Source organism: Aeromicrobium camelliae, from assembly GCF_003850045.1.
Classification (GTDB): Bacteria; Actinomycetota; Actinomycetes; order Propionibacteriales; family Nocardioidaceae; genus Aeromicrobium; species Aeromicrobium camelliae.
In genome coordinates this window covers 1-15,174 of the sequence record NZ_RQJX01000015.1, presented here as the reverse complement: position 1 = coordinate 15,174, position 15,174 = coordinate 1, and the positions used below count along the sequence as shown (strand labels likewise).

Genomic DNA, 15,174 nt, shown 5'->3' with positions numbered 1-15,174 from the left:
AGGTCGCCCAGCGACCGACGTATCGAGACCACGTGACGTGGTCTCGCTCCCTGGTTCCTCGGTCGCTACTCGACCACCTAAGCCGTGTCGCCGTCACTCGCGTTCGGGGGTTGGAGATACACGTATTCGTGGTGGGTGACGAAGCCGAAGGGGGCGTAGAGCTGGAGGGCGGGGTTGTTGTCTTCCATGACTTGCAGATACGCCTTGTCGGCGTCGTGCTAGGCGGCCCAGGCGAGACACGCGGCGACGACGCGTCGGGCCAGGCCACGGCGCCGGTGGGCCGGGTCCACCTCCACGGCGGCCAGCCCGGCCCATTCGCCGGTCACCACGACGCGGCCGATCGCCGCGTCCTCCAGCATCGCGAAGCCGACCCGTTCGGGACCTTCGAGCACCGCCCGGGCCACGTCGAGGTCCTCGACGCGGCCGTAATGCGCGAGCCACGCCTCGCTGGCCGACGGTTCGATCCGCACCAGCGGATCCGGGGCGTAGGTGCCGAGATCGGCGACCTGGACGATCGCGCCGGGGCGGGTGCTTCGCGGCCGCTGCCAGCCCGCGTCGAGAAAGCGCTGATGCCACCGGGAGCCGACCACGACCTGAGCGGCAGGAGCGACGCCGTGCCGCTCAGCGAACGCCGCGACCGCGTCGAGCGCGTCGGCGAACGGCATCCCGGGGTCACCATGGACGGCGACGGAGTTGGCTCTGCCGGTGAAGCCACCCGCCGCGCGCAGTTCCCACTCGCCCAGGGGCTCGGAGTGCACGGCCGGCCATCCGCGGGAGGTGATGCGCATGAGGTCGTCAGCGCTCACCTCACGAGCGGCTCGGCTTCGCTTCGGACGCGCCGGGACGCGCTTGGCGGCCACCACCGCGGCACGCGGGACGGCCCGCGTCGACCCGTCGCGACGCTCGATGACGAAGTGGTCCGGCTCGACGCGGACGAGGCGCCCGACGGTGTCGGTGAACTGCGGTCCACCCGTCGGACCGGTCTGTCCCGTCGCGGCACGCACGGTGACGCGCTGCCCGACGTCGTCGCTGTCGAGAGGTTCCACGCCTCCAGCCTCTCAGGGTGCGTTCATAAGGTGGACCTCAGGTGCGGACGGTTCGCGACTCCCGCGATACTGGTGATGACCGTTCCGAAGGAGTGCTTCCCGTGACTTACGTGATTGCCCAGCCGTGTGTCGACATCAAGGACCGTGCCTGCGTGGACGAGTGTCCGGTCGACTGCATCTACGAGGGCAACCGCATGCTCTACATCCACCCCGACGAGTGCGTCGACTGCGGTGCGTGCGAGCCGGTCTGCCCCGTCGAGGCGATCTTCTACGAGGACGACACTCCGGAGGAGTGGAAGGACTACTACGACGCCAACGTGCACTTCTTCGACAAGCTGGGCTCGCCCGGCGGTGCGACGAAGATGGGCGTGATCGACGCCGACCATCCCTTCATCGAGGCGCTCCCGCCGCAGAACCAGGAGTGAGCGCGGCGTGACCGGCCCGGTCTCGGCCCGCCTTCCTGTCTTCCCCTGGGACACCCTCGCGGAGGCCAAGGCGCGTGCGGCCGCGCACCCCGACGGCATCGTCGACCTCTCTGTCGGCGCCCCCGTCGACGACTCCCCGCAGGTCGCCCAGGACGCGCTCGCGAAGGCCGCGAATGCTCCCGGCTATCCGACGGTGTTCGGGCCCGTGTCGCTTCGTCAGTCGGTCGTCGACTGGCTGGCCCGGCGGTTCGGCATCACCGGCGTGACGCCCGACCAGGTGCTCCCGACGGTGGGTTCGAAGGAGTTCATCGGCAACCTCCCCGTCCAGCTCGGTCTGGGCCCGGGGGACGTCGTCGCCTTCCCGACGCTCGCGTACCCGACCTACGAGGTCGGCGCGCGCTACGCCCGCTGCGAGCCGGTGGCGGCGGACAGTACGGTTGCCTTCGGCCCCTCCGCGCCGCGACTGCTCTACCTGAACTCGCCGGCCAATCCGCACGGCCAGGTGCTCGGCGCCGACCACCTGCGCAAGACGGTCGAGTGGTGCCGTGAGCGAGGAACGCTGCTCGTCAGCGACGAGTGCTACCTGGAGTTCGTCTGGGAGGGCGAGGCCACGTCGGTGCTGCACCCGGACATCAACGGCGGGTCACTCGAGGGCATCCTCGCGGTGCATTCGCTGTCGAAGCGCTCCAATCTCGCGGGCTACCGTGACGCGTTCGTCGTCGGTGACCAGGCGGTGATCGGCGAGTTGCTGGCGCTGCGCAAGCACCTCGGCTTCATGCTTCCCGCCCCCGTGGCCGCGGCGATGGAAGCGGCGCTCGGCGACGACGCCCACGTCGACGCGCAGCGCGAGCGGTACGCGCGACGACGCGCCGTGCTGCGCTCCGCGCTGGAGAAGGCCGGCTTCGAGATCACGCACTCGCAGGGCTCGCTGTACCTGTGGGCGACGCGCGGCGAGCACTGCCGCGACACGGTCGCGTGGCTGGCCGAGCGCGGCATCCTCGTCGCGCCTGGGGAGTTCTACGGTCCGGCCGGCGCCCGCCACGTGCGGGTCGGTTTCACCGCGACCGACGAGCGCATCGCGGCCGCGGCCGCACGCCTCGCCTGACGTCGCGCCTGTCTGCGTCGGAGCGCGCGCGGGGCGACGCTCTCGTGCGCTGCGGTGGAGCCGCTCCTGTGCCTACGGTGGGGGAGACGGACCCCGAGGCCGAGGAGGCTGGCATGACTGAGGATCGCGACCATCTGCTCGAACTCATGGACGACATGCCGATCGCCATGATGACGACCGTCGGTCCGGCTGGGGAGCTTCGCGCCGTGCCCATGGCGCGTCAGCAAGTGGAGCCGAGCGCGCAGATGTGGTTCATCAGCGCGCGCGACACCCGCCACGTCCAAGACATCAACGCCAATCCGCGGGTTCAGCTGACGTTCAGTTCCCGCGACGTCTGGGTCGCGGCGTCGGGAACCGCGACCGTGGTCAACGACCCGGAGAAGCTGCGCGAACTGTGGACGACGTTCGCCGAGGCGTGGCTTCCCGGTGGGCCCGACGATCCGAACGCCGTTCTGCTGCGTGTCGATCTGCAGGAGGGCGAGTACTGGGACACGCCCGGAGGCAAGGTCGCGTCGGCGCTCAGTTTCCTCAAGACGAGGATCACCGGCGACACGTACGACGCGCGGCACGGCTCTGAGACGCTGTGAGCGGGGCCAGAACCAGTCGGCACGAGTGGGCGCCGACCACCCACGCGTGGGCGAGCGAGGTCGACGCCGCACATCTGAGGCAGATCCGATCGGCTCCGCAGCAGTACGCTCCGGACCCCCTGCACCTCGTTCTCGAACTGCTGGCGTACCCGGTCGACGAGGCGCCCTACATCGAGCGCCAGCACATCGTCGTGACCCTCGGTGCGGACGGCTCGGTGAGCATCGCTGACACCGGACGGGGGACGGACACCCGGTTCGACGACGAGGGGCTGGCCGTTCGCAAGCCCATCATCGCGACGAAGGACCTGCGGTTCTTCGACCATCCGGACGCCGAGACCCTCGCGGACGGACACCCCCGCCGCGGCGTCTCTGTCGTCGCCGCACTCAGCGAATGGCTGGTGCACGAGAACCGGCGTGCCGCGGGCGCGTGGACACAGCGCTACGAACAGGGAGTGCCCGTCACCGGACTCGAGCCGATCAACTCCGACGCTCCGACGGGAACGACGATCACCTTCCGCCCCGATCCGCGCCTCGTACCTGGCCGGCTCGACATCGGCGAAGTGCGACGACGCTGCGAGCAGCAGGCGGGCGCCGTCGCTGTGACGGTGACCACCCGAAAAGAGACCGAACCCTCGTGACCGGCGGGAAAAGCGGACGATAGGGTCGAACCGCCAGCCAGTCCACGAGGGAAGGACGACCGATGACGGCACCCGCCGCGGTGACGATCGATCGACTCAGTAAGCACTTCGGACCTGTCAGGGCGGTCGACGATCTGTCGTTCACCGTCCGCCCGGGAGCCGTGACCGGCTTCCTCGGCCCCAACGGTGCCGGGAAGACCACCACACTGCGGATGCTGCTCGGGCTCGTGCGCCCCACGTCGGGCCGCGCGCTCATCGGCGACACGCCGTACCTGGAGTTGCGCCAGCCGGCGCAGACCGTCGGCGCGTCACTCGAGGCGTCCGCCTTCCACCCGGGGCGTTCGGGGCTCGACCACCTGCGCATGTTCGCCCCGCAGGTCGGCGTCCCGGAGTCGCGCTGCCACGAATTGCTCGAACTGGTCGGCCTCGACCAGGCCAAGAAGCGCCGGGTGGGTGGCTACTCGATGGGGATGCGCCAGCGCCTCGCGCTCGCCTACGCCATGCTCGGCGATCCTGCCGTCGTGATCCTCGACGAGCCGGCCAACGGTCTCGATCCGCAGGGCATCGTGTGGCTCCGCCAGTTGCTGCGCGCGTTCGCCGATGAGGGGAAGACCGTGCTGGTCTCCAGCCACGTGCTGAGCGAGGTCCAGAGCACCGTCGACGACGTCGTCATCATCGCCAAGGGCCGTCTCGTTCACGAGTCGTCGTTGGGCGACCTGCGCCGGCTCGCGGCGCCGAGTGTCGAGGTGCTCAGCCCCACGCCGCAGCGTGTCGTCGAGTTGGCCCAAGCCCAGCAGTGGCGCGCCGAGCCGCAGCACGACGGCCTGGTGGTCCTGCACAACGCGGACGCGGCTCAGGTCGGTGCGGCCGCCTTCGCCGCCGGCATCGAACTGCACCGCCTCGCCGACGTCGGTGTCGGCCTCGAGGACGTGTTCTTGAGACTCACCGGAGAGCCGACGCAGGAGGTGGCCGTATGAGCGCCGCGATCCGTGGAGAATTCCGCAAGTTCCTGTCTACCCGCATGTGGTGGATCCTCGGGTTGGCGATGTTCGCCTACCTGCTGTTCCTGGGCGCGGTGCTGGCGTTCTCGTTCGCGTACGGCAGCACGACAGCGAGCGTGGACACCGGGGCTCCGCTGCTCTCCGGCGAGGACGCCGCGACGATGACCTACTCGCTGACCAGCCCGCTCGGCTATGTCTTCCCGCTGATCATCGGCAGCCTGCTGTTCACGAACGAGTTCCGCCACCAGACCATCACGCCGACGCTGCTGGTCGAGCCGCGCCGCACGGTGCTCGTGCTGGCCAAGCTCGTCGTGGCGGCGATCTTCGGCGTCATCATCGGCGTGATCGCCACTGCCGGCACGGTGGCCGGCGGAGCTCCGGTCCTCGCCCTCATGGGCGAGGGCGCCTACCTCGGCAACAGCGACGTCTGGTCGCTTCTCGGCTGGTCGGTGGTCGTGATGGCGATCTGGAACGTGTTGGGCGTCGCGATCGGCGGACTGTTGACCAACCAGGTCGCGGCGATCATCGTCATCATCGGCTTCACCCAGTTCGTCGAGCCGATCGCGCGTGTCGCCATGACCGCGGTCGACGCTTTGCAGGGCGTCTCCGCGTACCTGCCCGGGGCCGCCGCCGACGCAGTCCTCGGGACGAGCTTCTTCGGCTCGATGGGCGAGACCGATCTGCTCAGCCGCTGGGCGGGCGGCCTCGTGATGCTCGCGTACATCGCGATCTTCGCGCTCGGCGCCCGCTTCATCACGCTCCGCCGCGACATCGGCTGAGTGATGCCGTCGTCGCCCCGTCAGCTGACGCGGGCGACGACGGCGTCAGCAGGCGCCTCGTCGTCCTCGGTCCAGCCCTGCTCGTAGTCGTCCGCGGACCAGGACATCCCGTCGAAGGCGATCTGCTCGATCCGCAGTTCCGCGGCGTTGCCGACCAGGAAGTGCGCGAGCGCCCAGCCTCGGACGGACGGTTCCGCGGTATCGCCGACGGGAAGCCGCACGCTGTTGCCGTCCTCCGCGGGTTCGTTCGGGAGCGGACCGTAGGCCCCCTCGAGAGCTGCCACGATCGCGGTGACCGAGCCACCCGCGACGGGATTGATGTGGCACGTGAAGCTCGCGGGGGAGTGGCCCCGCTGCGCTGACGCCAGGGCCCGGGCGAACGGTTCGTGATCGGCGTACGCGTCCGGATAGGCGGACCGCTGCACGGCCTGCGCGGCCTCCGTGATCGGCAGATTGACGTAGTCCGGCACCTGCACGAGCCCGTCGTAGAACCGGTTGATGGCGTAGGTCGGATCCATCACCTGCTCCGGCGCACCCCATCCCTGAGACGGGCGCTGCTGAAAGAGCCCGAGCGAGTCGCGGTCCCCGTAGTCGATGTTGTGGATGCGCGACTCCTGATACGCCGTGGCGATCGCGATCGTCGTGGCCCGCGGTGGCAGGCCGCGACGATCCGCGATCGCCGACATCAGGGTGGTCCACTTCGCCTGCTCGAGATCGGTCCGAGCACTGAGGTCGCCCACCTGGGCCACGCAGTACTGGGTGCGACGTGGCTCAGCGTCGTTGATGACGGCGGCCACGAGCCCACCCGCCACGAGCAGGCCGCCGACGAGGACCCACCGGAAGCGCACGGCTCAGTTGGCGTGCAGTGCGGCGTTGAGTTCGACGCTGCTGCGGCCCTCGCGCGGCCGGGCTTCCAAGGCGCCGGTCTCGCTGTTGGTGAGGAACAGGATGCCGCTGGCACCGGACAGTTCGGCCGCCTTGACGACGCGTCCGTCAGGCAGCGTGACCTTGCTGCCGGCCGTGACGTACGTGCCGGCGGCCACGACGCAGTCGTCGCCGAGCGAGATGCCGATGCCCGCGTTGGCGCCGATGAGGCAGCCTTCGCCGACGGAGATGACTTCCTTGCCGCCACCGGACAGCGTGCCCATGATGGACGCGCCGCCGCCGACGTCGGAGCCGTTGCCCACGGTGACGCCCGCGGAGATGCGGCCTTCCACCATGGCGGTGCCGAGGGTGCCGGCGTTGAAGTTCACGAAGCCCTCGTGCATGACGGTGGTGCCCGAGGCGAGGTGGGCGCCGAGGCGGACGCGATCTGCGTCGCCGATCCGCACACCGGACGGCACGACGTAGTCGGTCATCCGCGGGAACTTGTCGACGCTCGTGACCGAGAGGTGGTGGCCGGCGGCGCGAGCGCGGGCGCGCGTGCTCTCGAAGCCCTCGACGGCGCAGGGCCCGAGGTTCGTCCACACGACGTTGGCGAGGAGGCCGAAGATGCCGTCGAGGTTCTGGCCGTGCGGTGCGACGAGTCGGTGCGACAGCAGGTGCAGGCGCAGGTAGACGTCGTAGGCGTCGGCCGGCGGCGCTTGGAGGTCGTCGATCACGGTGAACACGACGGCGCGTGTCACCTGTCGGATGGGGTCGTCGCCGGCGGCCGCGGTGAGCTCGTCGGGCTCGCTGGGGTTCTCGGGGGCGGCGCCGAGCTGCGGCTCGGGGTACCAGACGTCGAGGACGGTGCCGTCGGGGGTGACGGTGGCCAGGCCGTAACCGAATGCTCCGGGATGGTCGGGGGTCGTCATGGCCCCCAACCTATCGGGCGAGGCGCAGCCGGTGGACGTCGTCCCCGACGCTCAGACGCCGCCGGCGAAGTCGTGCTGCCGCCACGCCTCGTACACGGCGATCGAGGCGCAGTTGGCGAGGTTCATCGATCGGCGTGCGGGCTGCATAGGGAGGCGGAGCCGGTCGGTGACCGCCTCGTCGTCGAGCACCTCGGTCGGAAGCCCGGTCGGCTCGGGACCGAACAACAGCACGTCCCCGGGCTCGTAGGCGACGTCGGTGTAGCGCCGGGTGGCCTGCGTCGTGAACGCGAAGACGCGAGCGGGGAGGAGCTGGGCCCAGGCGTCGGCGAGGGTCTGGTGCACCGTGACGACGGCGAGGTCGTGATAGTCCAGGCCGGCACGTCGCAGCTTGGTGTCCTCGAAGTCGAAGAGCGGGTCGACGAGGTGCAGTTCGGAGCCGGTCGCGGCCGCCAGCCGGATCGCGTTCCCGGTGTTGCCCGCGATGCGCGGCTCGAAGAAGAGAATCCGGAACACCCGGGCAGCTTACTGCCGGCGCGGCCAGAGAATCAGGTCGTGTTCCTCAGGTCGCGCTCGGTCGAGCGCGAGCGGCGAAAGACAGCGAGCACGGACTGTTGCCAATCGACGGGAGCGGTGCCGTCGCCGTCCGGCTGAAACGTCTGCCCGAAGATGGCCGACGTGCTGGTACTGAGGCGACGCCGAAGCGCCGCGCGTTCGGCGGGCGAGACTCCCTCACGGATCGCCTCACCGATGAGGCCGCGGGTCAGGATTCGTGCGGCGTGCGCCGCGTCGAGGAGCGCCTGCTCGGAGTTCGGCCGCAGCTCGAGCGCGGCGCCCACCGCCCGGTAGATCTCCGCGATCCGCGCCGCGTTGGCTGCCTCGGCCTCGATGAACCGGCGCACCAACGTGGTGCGGCGGCCGGGATCGGGCAGCGAGGCGACGGCAGCCTCGAGGGCGAGGAAGGCGCGCCAGGCGTCCGAGTCCGTCAGGAGGTCGAACTCGCGCTCGATCGCGAGCGCCGTCAACGAACACAGAACAGTGCGGGCATCGTCCTGCGGGCTCGTCGAAGCTGCCACCTCGTCGACGACGATGTCGATCTCGTCGGGGCGCAGCGTGCTGGGCAGCGTCTGGCCCAAGGCGAGTTGTTCGAGGACGTCGCTCGTGAAGCGCTCCCGCGACGTCCAGAGCCGATAGGCGGCCGCGCGCGGCACATCCGCCGCCGCGATCACCTCCTCCATGGGCAGATCGAGGGTGGCGCGCAGTCCATGGAGCGAAACGTGCTGAACCGCCGCTCGCATCACCAAGTCACGCGTCTCCTGCTCACTGCGTCGGGGTCGCCGACTCATCATTCTCACTCCCGCCTCTTGCGACATCGTGTCTCTTAACTGTACCGTGAAGTTTGAGACATGATGTCGCAATGAGGGGACGAGATGAGCACATCGACGGACGCGAGGGTTCGCGGAACTACACCAGCGGGCTTGACACTACTCACGGTGTCGGTGGTCCAGTTCATGGTGTCGCTGGATCTTTCCGTGGTGAACGTCGGGCTTCCCGAGATCGCCGCAGCCCTGCGCTTCGACGGTGCCGGTGTCACGTGGGTGATTCATGCGTACGCGCTGACGTTTGGCGGGCTTCTGCTCGCCGGAGGCAAAGCGGCGGATCGCTATGGACGACGGCGCGTCCTGCTCATCGGGTTGACGCTCTTCGCGGCGGCTTCGCTGGCGGGGGGATTCGCGCAGGAGGCCAGCCACCTGGTGGCGGCGCGCGCTGTTCAAGGCGTGGGCGCTGCGGCCGTGGCGCCGGCCGCGCTCGCGCTGCTGACCGAGACGTTTCCTTCGGGAGCGGCACGACGCCGCGCCTTCGGCGTGTGGAGCGCGACCAACGCCGCCGGGGGAGCGCTGGGCATCCTCATCGGCGGGCTGCTCACCGAGTACGTCAGTTGGCGGTGGGTCATGTTCGTCAACGCTCCGATGGCCTTGGCCGCTCTCGGCCTGGCCTGGCGCGCCGTCGCGGTGCGGGAGAGGCCGGAACGCCATGTCTCTCCCGATATCCCCGGTGCGCTGCTCGCGACCGGTGGGATGACGCTCGTCGTGTTCGCGATCGTCAACTCCGATCAGGGGTCGTGGACGTCGCTGCCGACGATCCTGGGGGTGACCCTCGGCCTGGTCCTTCTCGTCGCCTTCGTCATCGTCGAGAAGACGACGACGCGTGACCCGCTCGTCCGGTTGGGGCTCCTCACCACTCGGTCCGTCGCCGGAGCGAACGCCTACAACCTGCTCCTCGGCGCCGCGATGGCGTCCGCCTTCTATTTCGTCTCGTTGTATCTGCAGCAGGTGCTCGGGCACGGACCGGCGTCGGCGGGCGCGATGTTCCTCCCCTTCACCGGCGGCGTCATCGCAGGCTCGTTCCTCGCCGTCCGGATGGGGGCGAGCGTGCAGCCGCGCACGCTGTTGGTCATCGGAGGGGTCGGCGCCTCGCTCGGTTTCGCCTGGTTCGGGTTCATCGGGGCGGACGGCTCCTTCCTCGCCGACGTCCTCGGGCCCTCCGTGCTCACCGGCAGCAGCTTCGGGCTGTGCCTCGGCCCACTGGTATCCGTCGCCACGATCGGCGTGCGAGTGGCCGAAGTCGGAGTGGCGTCAGGGCTCCTCAACAGTTCTCGTCAGATCGGCGCGGCGCTCGGCCTGGCCGTCTTCGGGACCGCAGCGTCCCAGCGCACCGGAGCGACGCTGAGCAGAGCGGACCTCGCCGACGGGTATGCCCTCGGCCTGTGGCTGTGTGCCGCGAGTTTCGCGCTGGCCGTACTCGTCGCCGTCGTCGCGCTGCCACGCCACCGCGACGAGCTCCCACTCCATTGATCAGCGTTAGAAAGGACACACTATGACCACCATCAGCACCGAACCGGTACGCCATCGACGCCGAGCGCTCGCGGCCATGTTCATCGGACTGGTCCTGACCGTCGTGGCGCTGGCCGTCGTCTACGTCGACCACGCCGGGGCGAACATCCTCGCCCGTCACATCCGGGAGGGGTACCCGTCCTACTCGGACGACCAGATCGACAGCGCCGCCCGGATGTACCTGATCTACCTGACGGCGCTGGGTGCGCTCGGCGTGGTCGCGTGGACGACAACCATCTGGGCCACCGTCAAGGGGAAGCGGTGGGTGCGGATGGTCGCGCCCGCGATCCTCGCGCTGGCCGCCAGCGTCGCCCTGTTCAACGTCTTCGTCGAAGACACGTCCGGCGACACGGGGCTGCCGCCGTTGCTGAGCTGGATCGGGGTGGGGCCGTGCCTGCCCGGGCTGGCGGCGTGCGTGCTGTTGTGGCGCTCACCTTCGCGCCGATCCCTGCGGTGATCGCCGCGCCTCCAGGGTGCCGGTGACAGGACTCGAACCTGCACGTCCAAGGACACAGGAACCTAAATCCTGCGTGTCTACCAGTTCCACCACACCGGCCCCGACCCAAAGAATAGGCGACGCGCTCTTGCGGGGTGACCCCTGCGTCGCTCCCGCGAGCGAAGCGGGAAGCGCCGGTACCGCGCGACCCGCGCCGAAGCCTCGTGCCGCCGAGCGGGTCAGGCGCCGAGGCCGAGGTCCTTGCGGAGCTTGGCGACGTGGCCGGTGGCCTTGACGTTGTACTGGGCGAGCTCGATCGTGCCGTCGGGGGCGATGACGAAGGTCGACCGGATGACGCCCTCGACGACCTTGCCGTAGAGCTTCTTCTCACCGAACGCGCCGTACGCGGACAGTACCTGCTTGTCCGGGTCGGACAGCAGCGTGATCGTGAGGCCGTCGCGCTCGCGGAACTTCGCGAGCTTCTCCGGCTTGTCGGGGGAGATGCCGAGGACCTCGAAGCCCTCGCCGCGCAGCCGGTCGATCGAGTCGCTGAAGTCGCACGCCTGCTTGGTGCAACCGGGCGTCATCGCGGCGGGGTAGAAGTACACGATGACGCGCCGGCCGCGCAGATCCGAGAGCGTGACCTCGTCGCCCGTGTCGGTCGGGAGGGTGAAGTCGGGTGCCGTGTCGCCGGGCTGCAGTCGGGTGCTCATACGCACTATCCTGGCTCATGACAGAAGGACCGAACGAGAGGCATGACGTGTCACAAGCCAGCCCGGACCAGCTCGTCGACGAGATCGAGGACATCCGCGTGCGGCTCGCGGGCACGATCGACGAACTCATCGACCGTTCCAATCCCAAGAACATCGTCAGGCGCCAGATCGCGCAGGTGAAGGCGCACTTCGTCGCTCCCGACGGTTCCGTGCGCGTCGAGAACGTCGTCCCCGTCGTGGCCATCACCGCCGCCGTGGTTGGCGGAATCATCGTCGTGCGTCGCCTGTTGGACTGAGCATGTCCGACGCCAAACTTCCCATCCGCATGCTGCATGACCGGCTCCTCGTGTCGGTCGACAAGGGCGCCGGCGATCGCCGATCCTCCGGGGGCATCGTGATCCCCGCGACCGCCGCCATGGGCCGCCGCCTGGCGTGGGCCCGGGTGGAGGCCGCCGGATCGCAGGTCCGCAGCGTGCAGATCGGCGATCGGGTGCTGTTCGACCCCGAGGACCGTGCTGAGGTCGAGGTGCGTGGCGAGAGCTTCATCCTGCTGCGCGAACGCGACCTCCATGCCGTCGCGTCGGAGCGCATCGAGGAAGGGCAGACCGGGCTGTACCTGTGAGTGAACTCCCGTTTCGTCGGCTGAGGGTTCCCCGGCCCCAGACGACGTTCGCCGACCGGGCCATGACACTGCGTCATCGCTGGCGCCTGATCCTGCGGATCAGCATCGCCACCGGCGGGGCGTTCGCGGTCGCGACCTACATCCTCGGCCACCAGCAAGCCTTCTTCGCCCCCATCGCCGCGGTGCTCGCGCTCATGGCGGGCGTCGGCATGAGGGTGCGGGTGACCTTCGAACTCGTGCTCGGTGTCGCCGTCGGCGTCCTCATCGGTGAGTTGCTGATCCTCGGCATCGGGCGAGGAGCCTGGCAGATCGCGCTCGTCTCCGCGTTGACCGTGGCCATCGCGACCCTGCTCGGCATCAAGGGCATGGCGCTCACCCAAGCGGTCAACTCCGGCCTGCTGCTGGCCGCCGTCGTCCCCTTGCCCGGTGCCACGGACCCGGCCTTGACCCGGTTCCTCGACGCGCTCGTCGGCGGGTTGTTCGGCCTCGCGATGGTCGTGCTGATCCCGCGCAATCCGGTTCGCGACATCGACGTCGACGTGCAGCGGCTGTTGCGGCGTCTGGGCGGAGTGCTCAGTCGCATCGCTCAGGCTCTGCGTACCGACGATGCGGCGCTGGCCGATCTGGCGCTCGAGGAGGCGCGAGCCGCGCAGAGCCTCGTCGACACCGTCTCCGACACCGCCACCAATGTCGCCGAGGTCGCGCGGATGTCGCCCATGCGCTGGCGTCAGCGCGACGACGTCGCCCGCTACGTCGACTCGGTGACCGACCTCGACAACGCCGTCCGCGACGCGCGTGTCCTCGCCCGGCGCGTCTCGGCCATGCTGCGACACGACGAGAGCGCTCCGTCAGGTCTCGACGAGGCGGTCGACCGCCTCGTCACCGCCGTGGGGATCTTCGCCGACGAGCTCGCGCAGAGCGACGAGTTCGACGAAGCGCGAGAGGAACTCGTCGAGGCCGCGCGCATCGCGATGTCGTCGCTGCCGGAGATCGTGACCGTCAACACCGCCTCGATCGCCGCGCAGATCCGGTCGTTGTCCGCGGATCTCATGCTCGCCAGCGGGGCCACGCGGTCCGAGCTGGACGAGCGTCTCGACTTCGACTGACTCCCGTTCGACAAAAGTTCCAAAATTTCGTAGTTTCGGAATATGTCGATCGAAGAGCGTCTCGCGCGCCTGGAGGAGCGGGTCGCCGCACTGGAGGAGACTCCGGTTCCCTCCGGCCTCTCCGCGGGCGATTTCTGGGTGTTGGAGGGCCTGCGGCCCGCTGCTCAGGGCAACGAGGGCGTCGTGGTGTGGGCCGGCGTCGTCGAGACCGGCGCGGGTCCCGTGGAGTGGCAGATGGGCCGTCCGGTCGCCGACCTCATCGACCCTGGACACCTCGACGACTTCGCCGAGCGGCTCGCGGCGCTCGGACACCCGGTTCGGCTCGCCTTGGTGCTGGCCGTCGTGCGCGGCACCACCAAGGTCACGGACCTCGCCGAGCAGCTCGAGTTGGCCTCGACCGGGCAGATCTACCACCACATCAAGGCGCTCACGGCCGCCGGATGGCTGCGCCAGGCGGCGCGCGGTCACGTCACGGTGCCAGCTGAGCGCGTCGTACCCCTTCTCGTCGCCGTGGGAGTGAGCAGTTGATGAAGCGTCAGATGACCATCGCGGCCGCGGTCATGGCCGTTGTCGGGTTCGCGGTCGGGTTCTGGTTGCGCCCCGGTGCGGGCGCGGTCACGCCGGATTCACCCGTCTCCGGCGACGAGGAACTCGGGCAGATGGCCGTCGGCCACGTACCCTCGGTCGGAGTGCACGCGCTGTCGATCGCGGCCGTCACACCCGAGGGGCAGCGCACCGCCACGGTCGGCGCCCCGCTGGACGGGACCTTCGAGATCGGGTCGATCACCAAGGGCGTGACCGGGCTGCTCTACGCCGACATGGTCGAGCGGGGCGAGGTGCGTCCCGAGACCCGACTCGGCGATCTTCTCGACCTCGGGGACGCGGACGCCGCCGACATCACGCTCGAGGAGCTGAGCCAGCAGCGTTCCGGACTGCCCCGGCTCGGGGGTGGCCTCGGTTTCTTCGCCCGGACGGCGCTCGACACGCTGCTTGCCCGGAACCCCTATGCGGAGACGCCGGACGAGGTCGTCGACCAGGTTCGAGCCGCCAAGGTGGGGGACAAGGAGCCGGTGTATTCCAACCTCGGCTACGCGGTGCTCGGCCACGCCCTCGCATCGGCCGCCGGCACCACGTACCCGGAACTGGTCGCCGAACGCATCGCGGAGCCGCTGGGGTTGTCGTCCTTCACGGTCCCGCTCAGCCCCGACCAACTAGCTGACGACGCAGTACAGGGCCGCGATCGCGCGGGCCGGGCGCAGCAGGCGTGGGCGGACGAGGGCTTCGCCCCAGCAGGCGGTATCCGGGCGAGTGCGGCCGACATGGCCACGCTTGCTCAGGGGTTGCTCGACCAGACGGCCCCGGGTGTCGCGGCGCTGGACCCGCAGGCCGACTTCGGCGATGGGCTGCAGATCGGGGCGGCCTGGTTCACCGAGAAGGTCGGGGGTCGCACCGTGACGTGGCACAACGGAGGCACCGGCGGTTTCCGGTCGTGGTTCGGCATGGACCGCGAGCACGGCGTCGCGGTCTACCTCGCCGGCGCGACCACCGTGGATCTGGACGAGATCGGTTTCGCCCTGCTCAGGGACGTTGCTCGCTCATGATCATCAGCTGGTTTCTCATCGCGGTACTCCTGATCGAGCTCGGCGCGCTGGTGCGTGCGGGTCTCGGCGGCCCCAATGCCCCCTCGCGCGTCCGGCTAGCAGTCGTCGTGCTCGAAGCGCTGGTCACCGTGATCGTCGTGCGCGCGCTGGTGGGCTGGGATGCGTGGACGCAATGGATCTGGGTTCTCGGCGTCGCCGTCTTCTGTGCCGGCTCGGCGCTCGCGGCGATGCGCTGGCGTGAGCTGCCCACGATCCAGCACGGCAGCGCCACGTGGCGCACCGCCGGCTCCGTCGTCTACGCGGCGGCGCTCGTCGTGATCGGCGGGGCCGTCACTCTGAGCTTCGTCTAGGTGTGATGTCCAGGGACGTTGTTTCTCTGGATAGGTGAAGGCCTCCGGGTGAGAGTGGAGCTGTCTAGGTTCCGTTTC

The 15,174-nt window shown here is 69.5% G+C and carries 20 protein-coding genes and 1 tRNA gene; 14 read left to right on the top strand and 7 right to left on the bottom strand.

The genetic code is table 11. The features are described 5' to 3' along the window. Window positions 1-218: 218 nt before the first annotated feature. Window positions 219-1,046, bottom strand: a complete 828-nt coding sequence (locus EHW97_RS11110; protein ID WP_124237239.1) for a GNAT family N-acetyltransferase — start codon at window positions 1,044-1,046, stop codon at window positions 219-221. Window positions 1,047-1,147: 101 nt separating this feature from the next. Here EHW97_RS11110 and fdxA point away from each other — a divergent pair, with 101 nt between their 5' ends. The 6 genes from fdxA (at window position 1,148) to EHW97_RS11080 (ending at window position 5,581) form a co-directional block, all read left to right on the top strand. Continuing rightward, on the top strand, window positions 1,148-1,471 hold the full coding sequence (fdxA, locus tag EHW97_RS11105) for a ferredoxin (RefSeq protein ID WP_124237238.1): 324 nt from the start codon (window positions 1,148-1,150) through the stop codon (window positions 1,469-1,471). Between the two features lie 7 nt (window positions 1,472-1,478). Next, window positions 1,479-2,576 (top strand): succinyldiaminopimelate transaminase, encoded by a 1,098-nt coding sequence (gene dapC, locus EHW97_RS11100; RefSeq protein ID WP_124237237.1) that lies wholly within the window; start codon window positions 1,479-1,481, stop codon window positions 2,574-2,576. Window positions 2,577-2,689: 113 nt separating this feature from the next. After that, entirely contained in the window at window positions 2,690-3,163 is a 474-nt protein-coding gene (locus EHW97_RS11095) for a pyridoxamine 5'-phosphate oxidase family protein (RefSeq protein ID WP_124237236.1), read from the top strand. Further along, on the top strand, window positions 3,160-3,801 hold the full coding sequence (locus EHW97_RS11090; RefSeq protein ID WP_208002002.1) for an ATP-binding protein: 642 nt from the start codon (window positions 3,160-3,162) through the stop codon (window positions 3,799-3,801). The genes EHW97_RS11095 and EHW97_RS11090 overlap by 4 nt, the downstream gene beginning before the upstream one ends. A 62-nt stretch (window positions 3,802-3,863) precedes the next feature. Next, window positions 3,864-4,778 carry an ATP-binding cassette domain-containing protein gene (locus EHW97_RS11085; protein ID WP_124237235.1) on the top strand — a complete coding sequence of 305 codons (915 nt, stop codon included), beginning with the start codon at window positions 3,864-3,866 and terminating at the stop codon, window positions 4,776-4,778. After that, entirely contained in the window at window positions 4,775-5,581 is an 807-nt protein-coding gene (locus tag EHW97_RS11080; RefSeq protein WP_124237234.1) for an ABC transporter permease, read from the top strand. Before EHW97_RS11085 ends, EHW97_RS11080 begins: the two co-directional genes overlap by 4 nt. 20 nt (window positions 5,582-5,601) lie before the next feature. Here EHW97_RS11080 and EHW97_RS11075 read toward each other — a convergent pair whose 3' ends face one another. From EHW97_RS11075 to EHW97_RS11060, 4 genes are read right to left on the bottom strand one after another with little or no spacing between them, the layout of a single operon-like run. Beyond that, complete coding sequence (locus tag EHW97_RS11075; protein WP_124237233.1) at window positions 5,602-6,429, bottom strand: hypothetical protein; 828 nt, start codon at window positions 6,427-6,429, stop codon at window positions 5,602-5,604. 3 nt (window positions 6,430-6,432) lie between these two features. Further along, entirely contained in the window at window positions 6,433-7,377 is a 945-nt protein-coding gene (gene dapD, locus EHW97_RS11070) for a 2,3,4,5-tetrahydropyridine-2,6-dicarboxylate N-succinyltransferase (RefSeq protein ID WP_124237232.1), read from the bottom strand. Window positions 7,378-7,428: 51 nt separating this feature from the next. Continuing rightward, complete coding sequence (locus EHW97_RS11065; RefSeq protein WP_124237231.1) at window positions 7,429-7,890, bottom strand: tRNA (cytidine(34)-2'-O)-methyltransferase; 462 nt, start codon at window positions 7,888-7,890, stop codon at window positions 7,429-7,431. A 32-nt stretch (window positions 7,891-7,922) separates the two neighbouring features. Beyond that, window positions 7,923-8,720, bottom strand: a complete 798-nt coding sequence (locus tag EHW97_RS11060) for a hypothetical protein (protein ID WP_166367486.1) — start codon at window positions 8,718-8,720, stop codon at window positions 7,923-7,925. 147 nt (window positions 8,721-8,867) lie between these two features. Between EHW97_RS11060 and EHW97_RS11055 the strand changes: the two genes are divergently transcribed. Both EHW97_RS11055 and EHW97_RS15560 read left to right on the top strand, forming a co-directional pair. After that, a complete protein-coding gene (locus EHW97_RS11055) occupies window positions 8,868-10,229 on the top strand; it encodes an MFS transporter (RefSeq protein WP_243696411.1) in 1,362 nt (453 codons plus the stop codon). Between the two features lie 22 nt (window positions 10,230-10,251). After that, complete coding sequence (locus EHW97_RS15560; RefSeq protein WP_208002001.1) at window positions 10,252-10,725, top strand: hypothetical protein; 474 nt, start codon at window positions 10,252-10,254, stop codon at window positions 10,723-10,725. 17 nt (window positions 10,726-10,742) lie between these two features. Here EHW97_RS15560 and EHW97_RS11045 read toward each other — a convergent pair. After that, window positions 10,743-10,824 (bottom strand) — tRNA-Leu (locus tag EHW97_RS11045). A gap of 119 nt (window positions 10,825-10,943) precedes the next feature. Further along, window positions 10,944-11,417 (bottom strand): thioredoxin-dependent thiol peroxidase, encoded by a 474-nt coding sequence (bcp, locus tag EHW97_RS11040; protein ID WP_124237228.1) that lies wholly within the window; start codon window positions 11,415-11,417, stop codon window positions 10,944-10,946. 47 nt (window positions 11,418-11,464) lie between these two features. Here bcp and EHW97_RS11035 point away from each other — a divergent pair, with 47 nt between their 5' ends. From EHW97_RS11035 to EHW97_RS11010, 6 genes are read left to right on the top strand one after another with little or no spacing between them, the layout of a single operon-like run. Further along, the gene (locus EHW97_RS11035) at window positions 11,465-11,713 is read left to right on the top strand and encodes a DUF3618 domain-containing protein (RefSeq protein ID WP_243696410.1); all 249 of its coding nucleotides are present in this window, start codon (window positions 11,465-11,467) and stop codon (window positions 11,711-11,713) included. Window positions 11,714-11,715: 2 nt separating this feature from the next. Further along, the gene (locus EHW97_RS11030; protein ID WP_124237226.1) at window positions 11,716-12,039 is read left to right on the top strand and encodes a GroES family chaperonin; all 324 of its coding nucleotides are present in this window, start codon (window positions 11,716-11,718) and stop codon (window positions 12,037-12,039) included. After that, the gene (locus EHW97_RS11025) at window positions 12,036-13,145 is read left to right on the top strand and encodes an FUSC family protein (RefSeq protein WP_166367485.1); all 1,110 of its coding nucleotides are present in this window, start codon (window positions 12,036-12,038) and stop codon (window positions 13,143-13,145) included. The genes EHW97_RS11030 and EHW97_RS11025 overlap by 4 nt, the downstream gene beginning before the upstream one ends. 42 nt (window positions 13,146-13,187) lie before the next feature. After that, window positions 13,188-13,673: an ArsR/SmtB family transcription factor gene (locus tag EHW97_RS11020; protein ID WP_124237224.1), complete on the top strand. Its 486-nt coding sequence runs from the start codon at window positions 13,188-13,190 to the stop codon at window positions 13,671-13,673. Then, a complete protein-coding gene (locus EHW97_RS11015; protein WP_243696409.1) occupies window positions 13,673-14,746 on the top strand; it encodes a serine hydrolase domain-containing protein in 1,074 nt (357 codons plus the stop codon). Before EHW97_RS11020 ends, EHW97_RS11015 begins: the two co-directional genes overlap by 1 nt. Continuing rightward, entirely contained in the window at window positions 14,743-15,096 is a 354-nt protein-coding gene (locus EHW97_RS11010; RefSeq protein WP_124237223.1) for a hypothetical protein, read from the top strand. Before EHW97_RS11015 ends, EHW97_RS11010 begins: the two co-directional genes overlap by 4 nt. The last annotated feature ends 78 nt before the right edge of the window (window positions 15,097-15,174 follow it).

Coding starts and splice junctions, on each gene's coding strand:
- EHW97_RS11095 (WP_124237236.1), top strand. CDS start 2,690: ATGACTGAGGATCGCGACCATCTGCTCGAACTCATGGACGACATGCCG.
- EHW97_RS11085 (WP_124237235.1), top strand. CDS start 3,864: ATGACGGCACCCGCCGCGGTGACGATCGATCGACTCAGTAAGCACTTC.
- EHW97_RS11080 (WP_124237234.1), top strand. CDS start 4,775: ATGAGCGCCGCGATCCGTGGAGAATTCCGCAAGTTCCTGTCTACCCGC.
- dapD (WP_124237232.1), bottom strand. CDS start 7,377: ATGACGACCCCCGACCATCCCGGAGCATTCGGTTACGGCCTGGCCACC.
- EHW97_RS11060 (WP_166367486.1), bottom strand. CDS start 8,720: ATGAGTCGGCGACCCCGACGCAGTGAGCAGGAGACGCGTGACTTGGTG.
- EHW97_RS15560 (WP_208002001.1), top strand. CDS start 10,252: ATGACCACCATCAGCACCGAACCGGTACGCCATCGACGCCGAGCGCTC.
- bcp (WP_124237228.1), bottom strand. CDS start 11,417: ATGAGCACCCGACTGCAGCCCGGCGACACGGCACCCGACTTCACCCTC.
- EHW97_RS11030 (WP_124237226.1), top strand. CDS start 11,716: ATGTCCGACGCCAAACTTCCCATCCGCATGCTGCATGACCGGCTCCTC.
- EHW97_RS11020 (WP_124237224.1), top strand. CDS start 13,188: ATGTCGATCGAAGAGCGTCTCGCGCGCCTGGAGGAGCGGGTCGCCGCA.
- EHW97_RS11015 (WP_243696409.1), top strand. CDS start 13,673: ATGAAGCGTCAGATGACCATCGCGGCCGCGGTCATGGCCGTTGTCGGG.
- EHW97_RS11010 (WP_124237223.1), top strand. CDS start 14,743: ATGATCATCAGCTGGTTTCTCATCGCGGTACTCCTGATCGAGCTCGGC.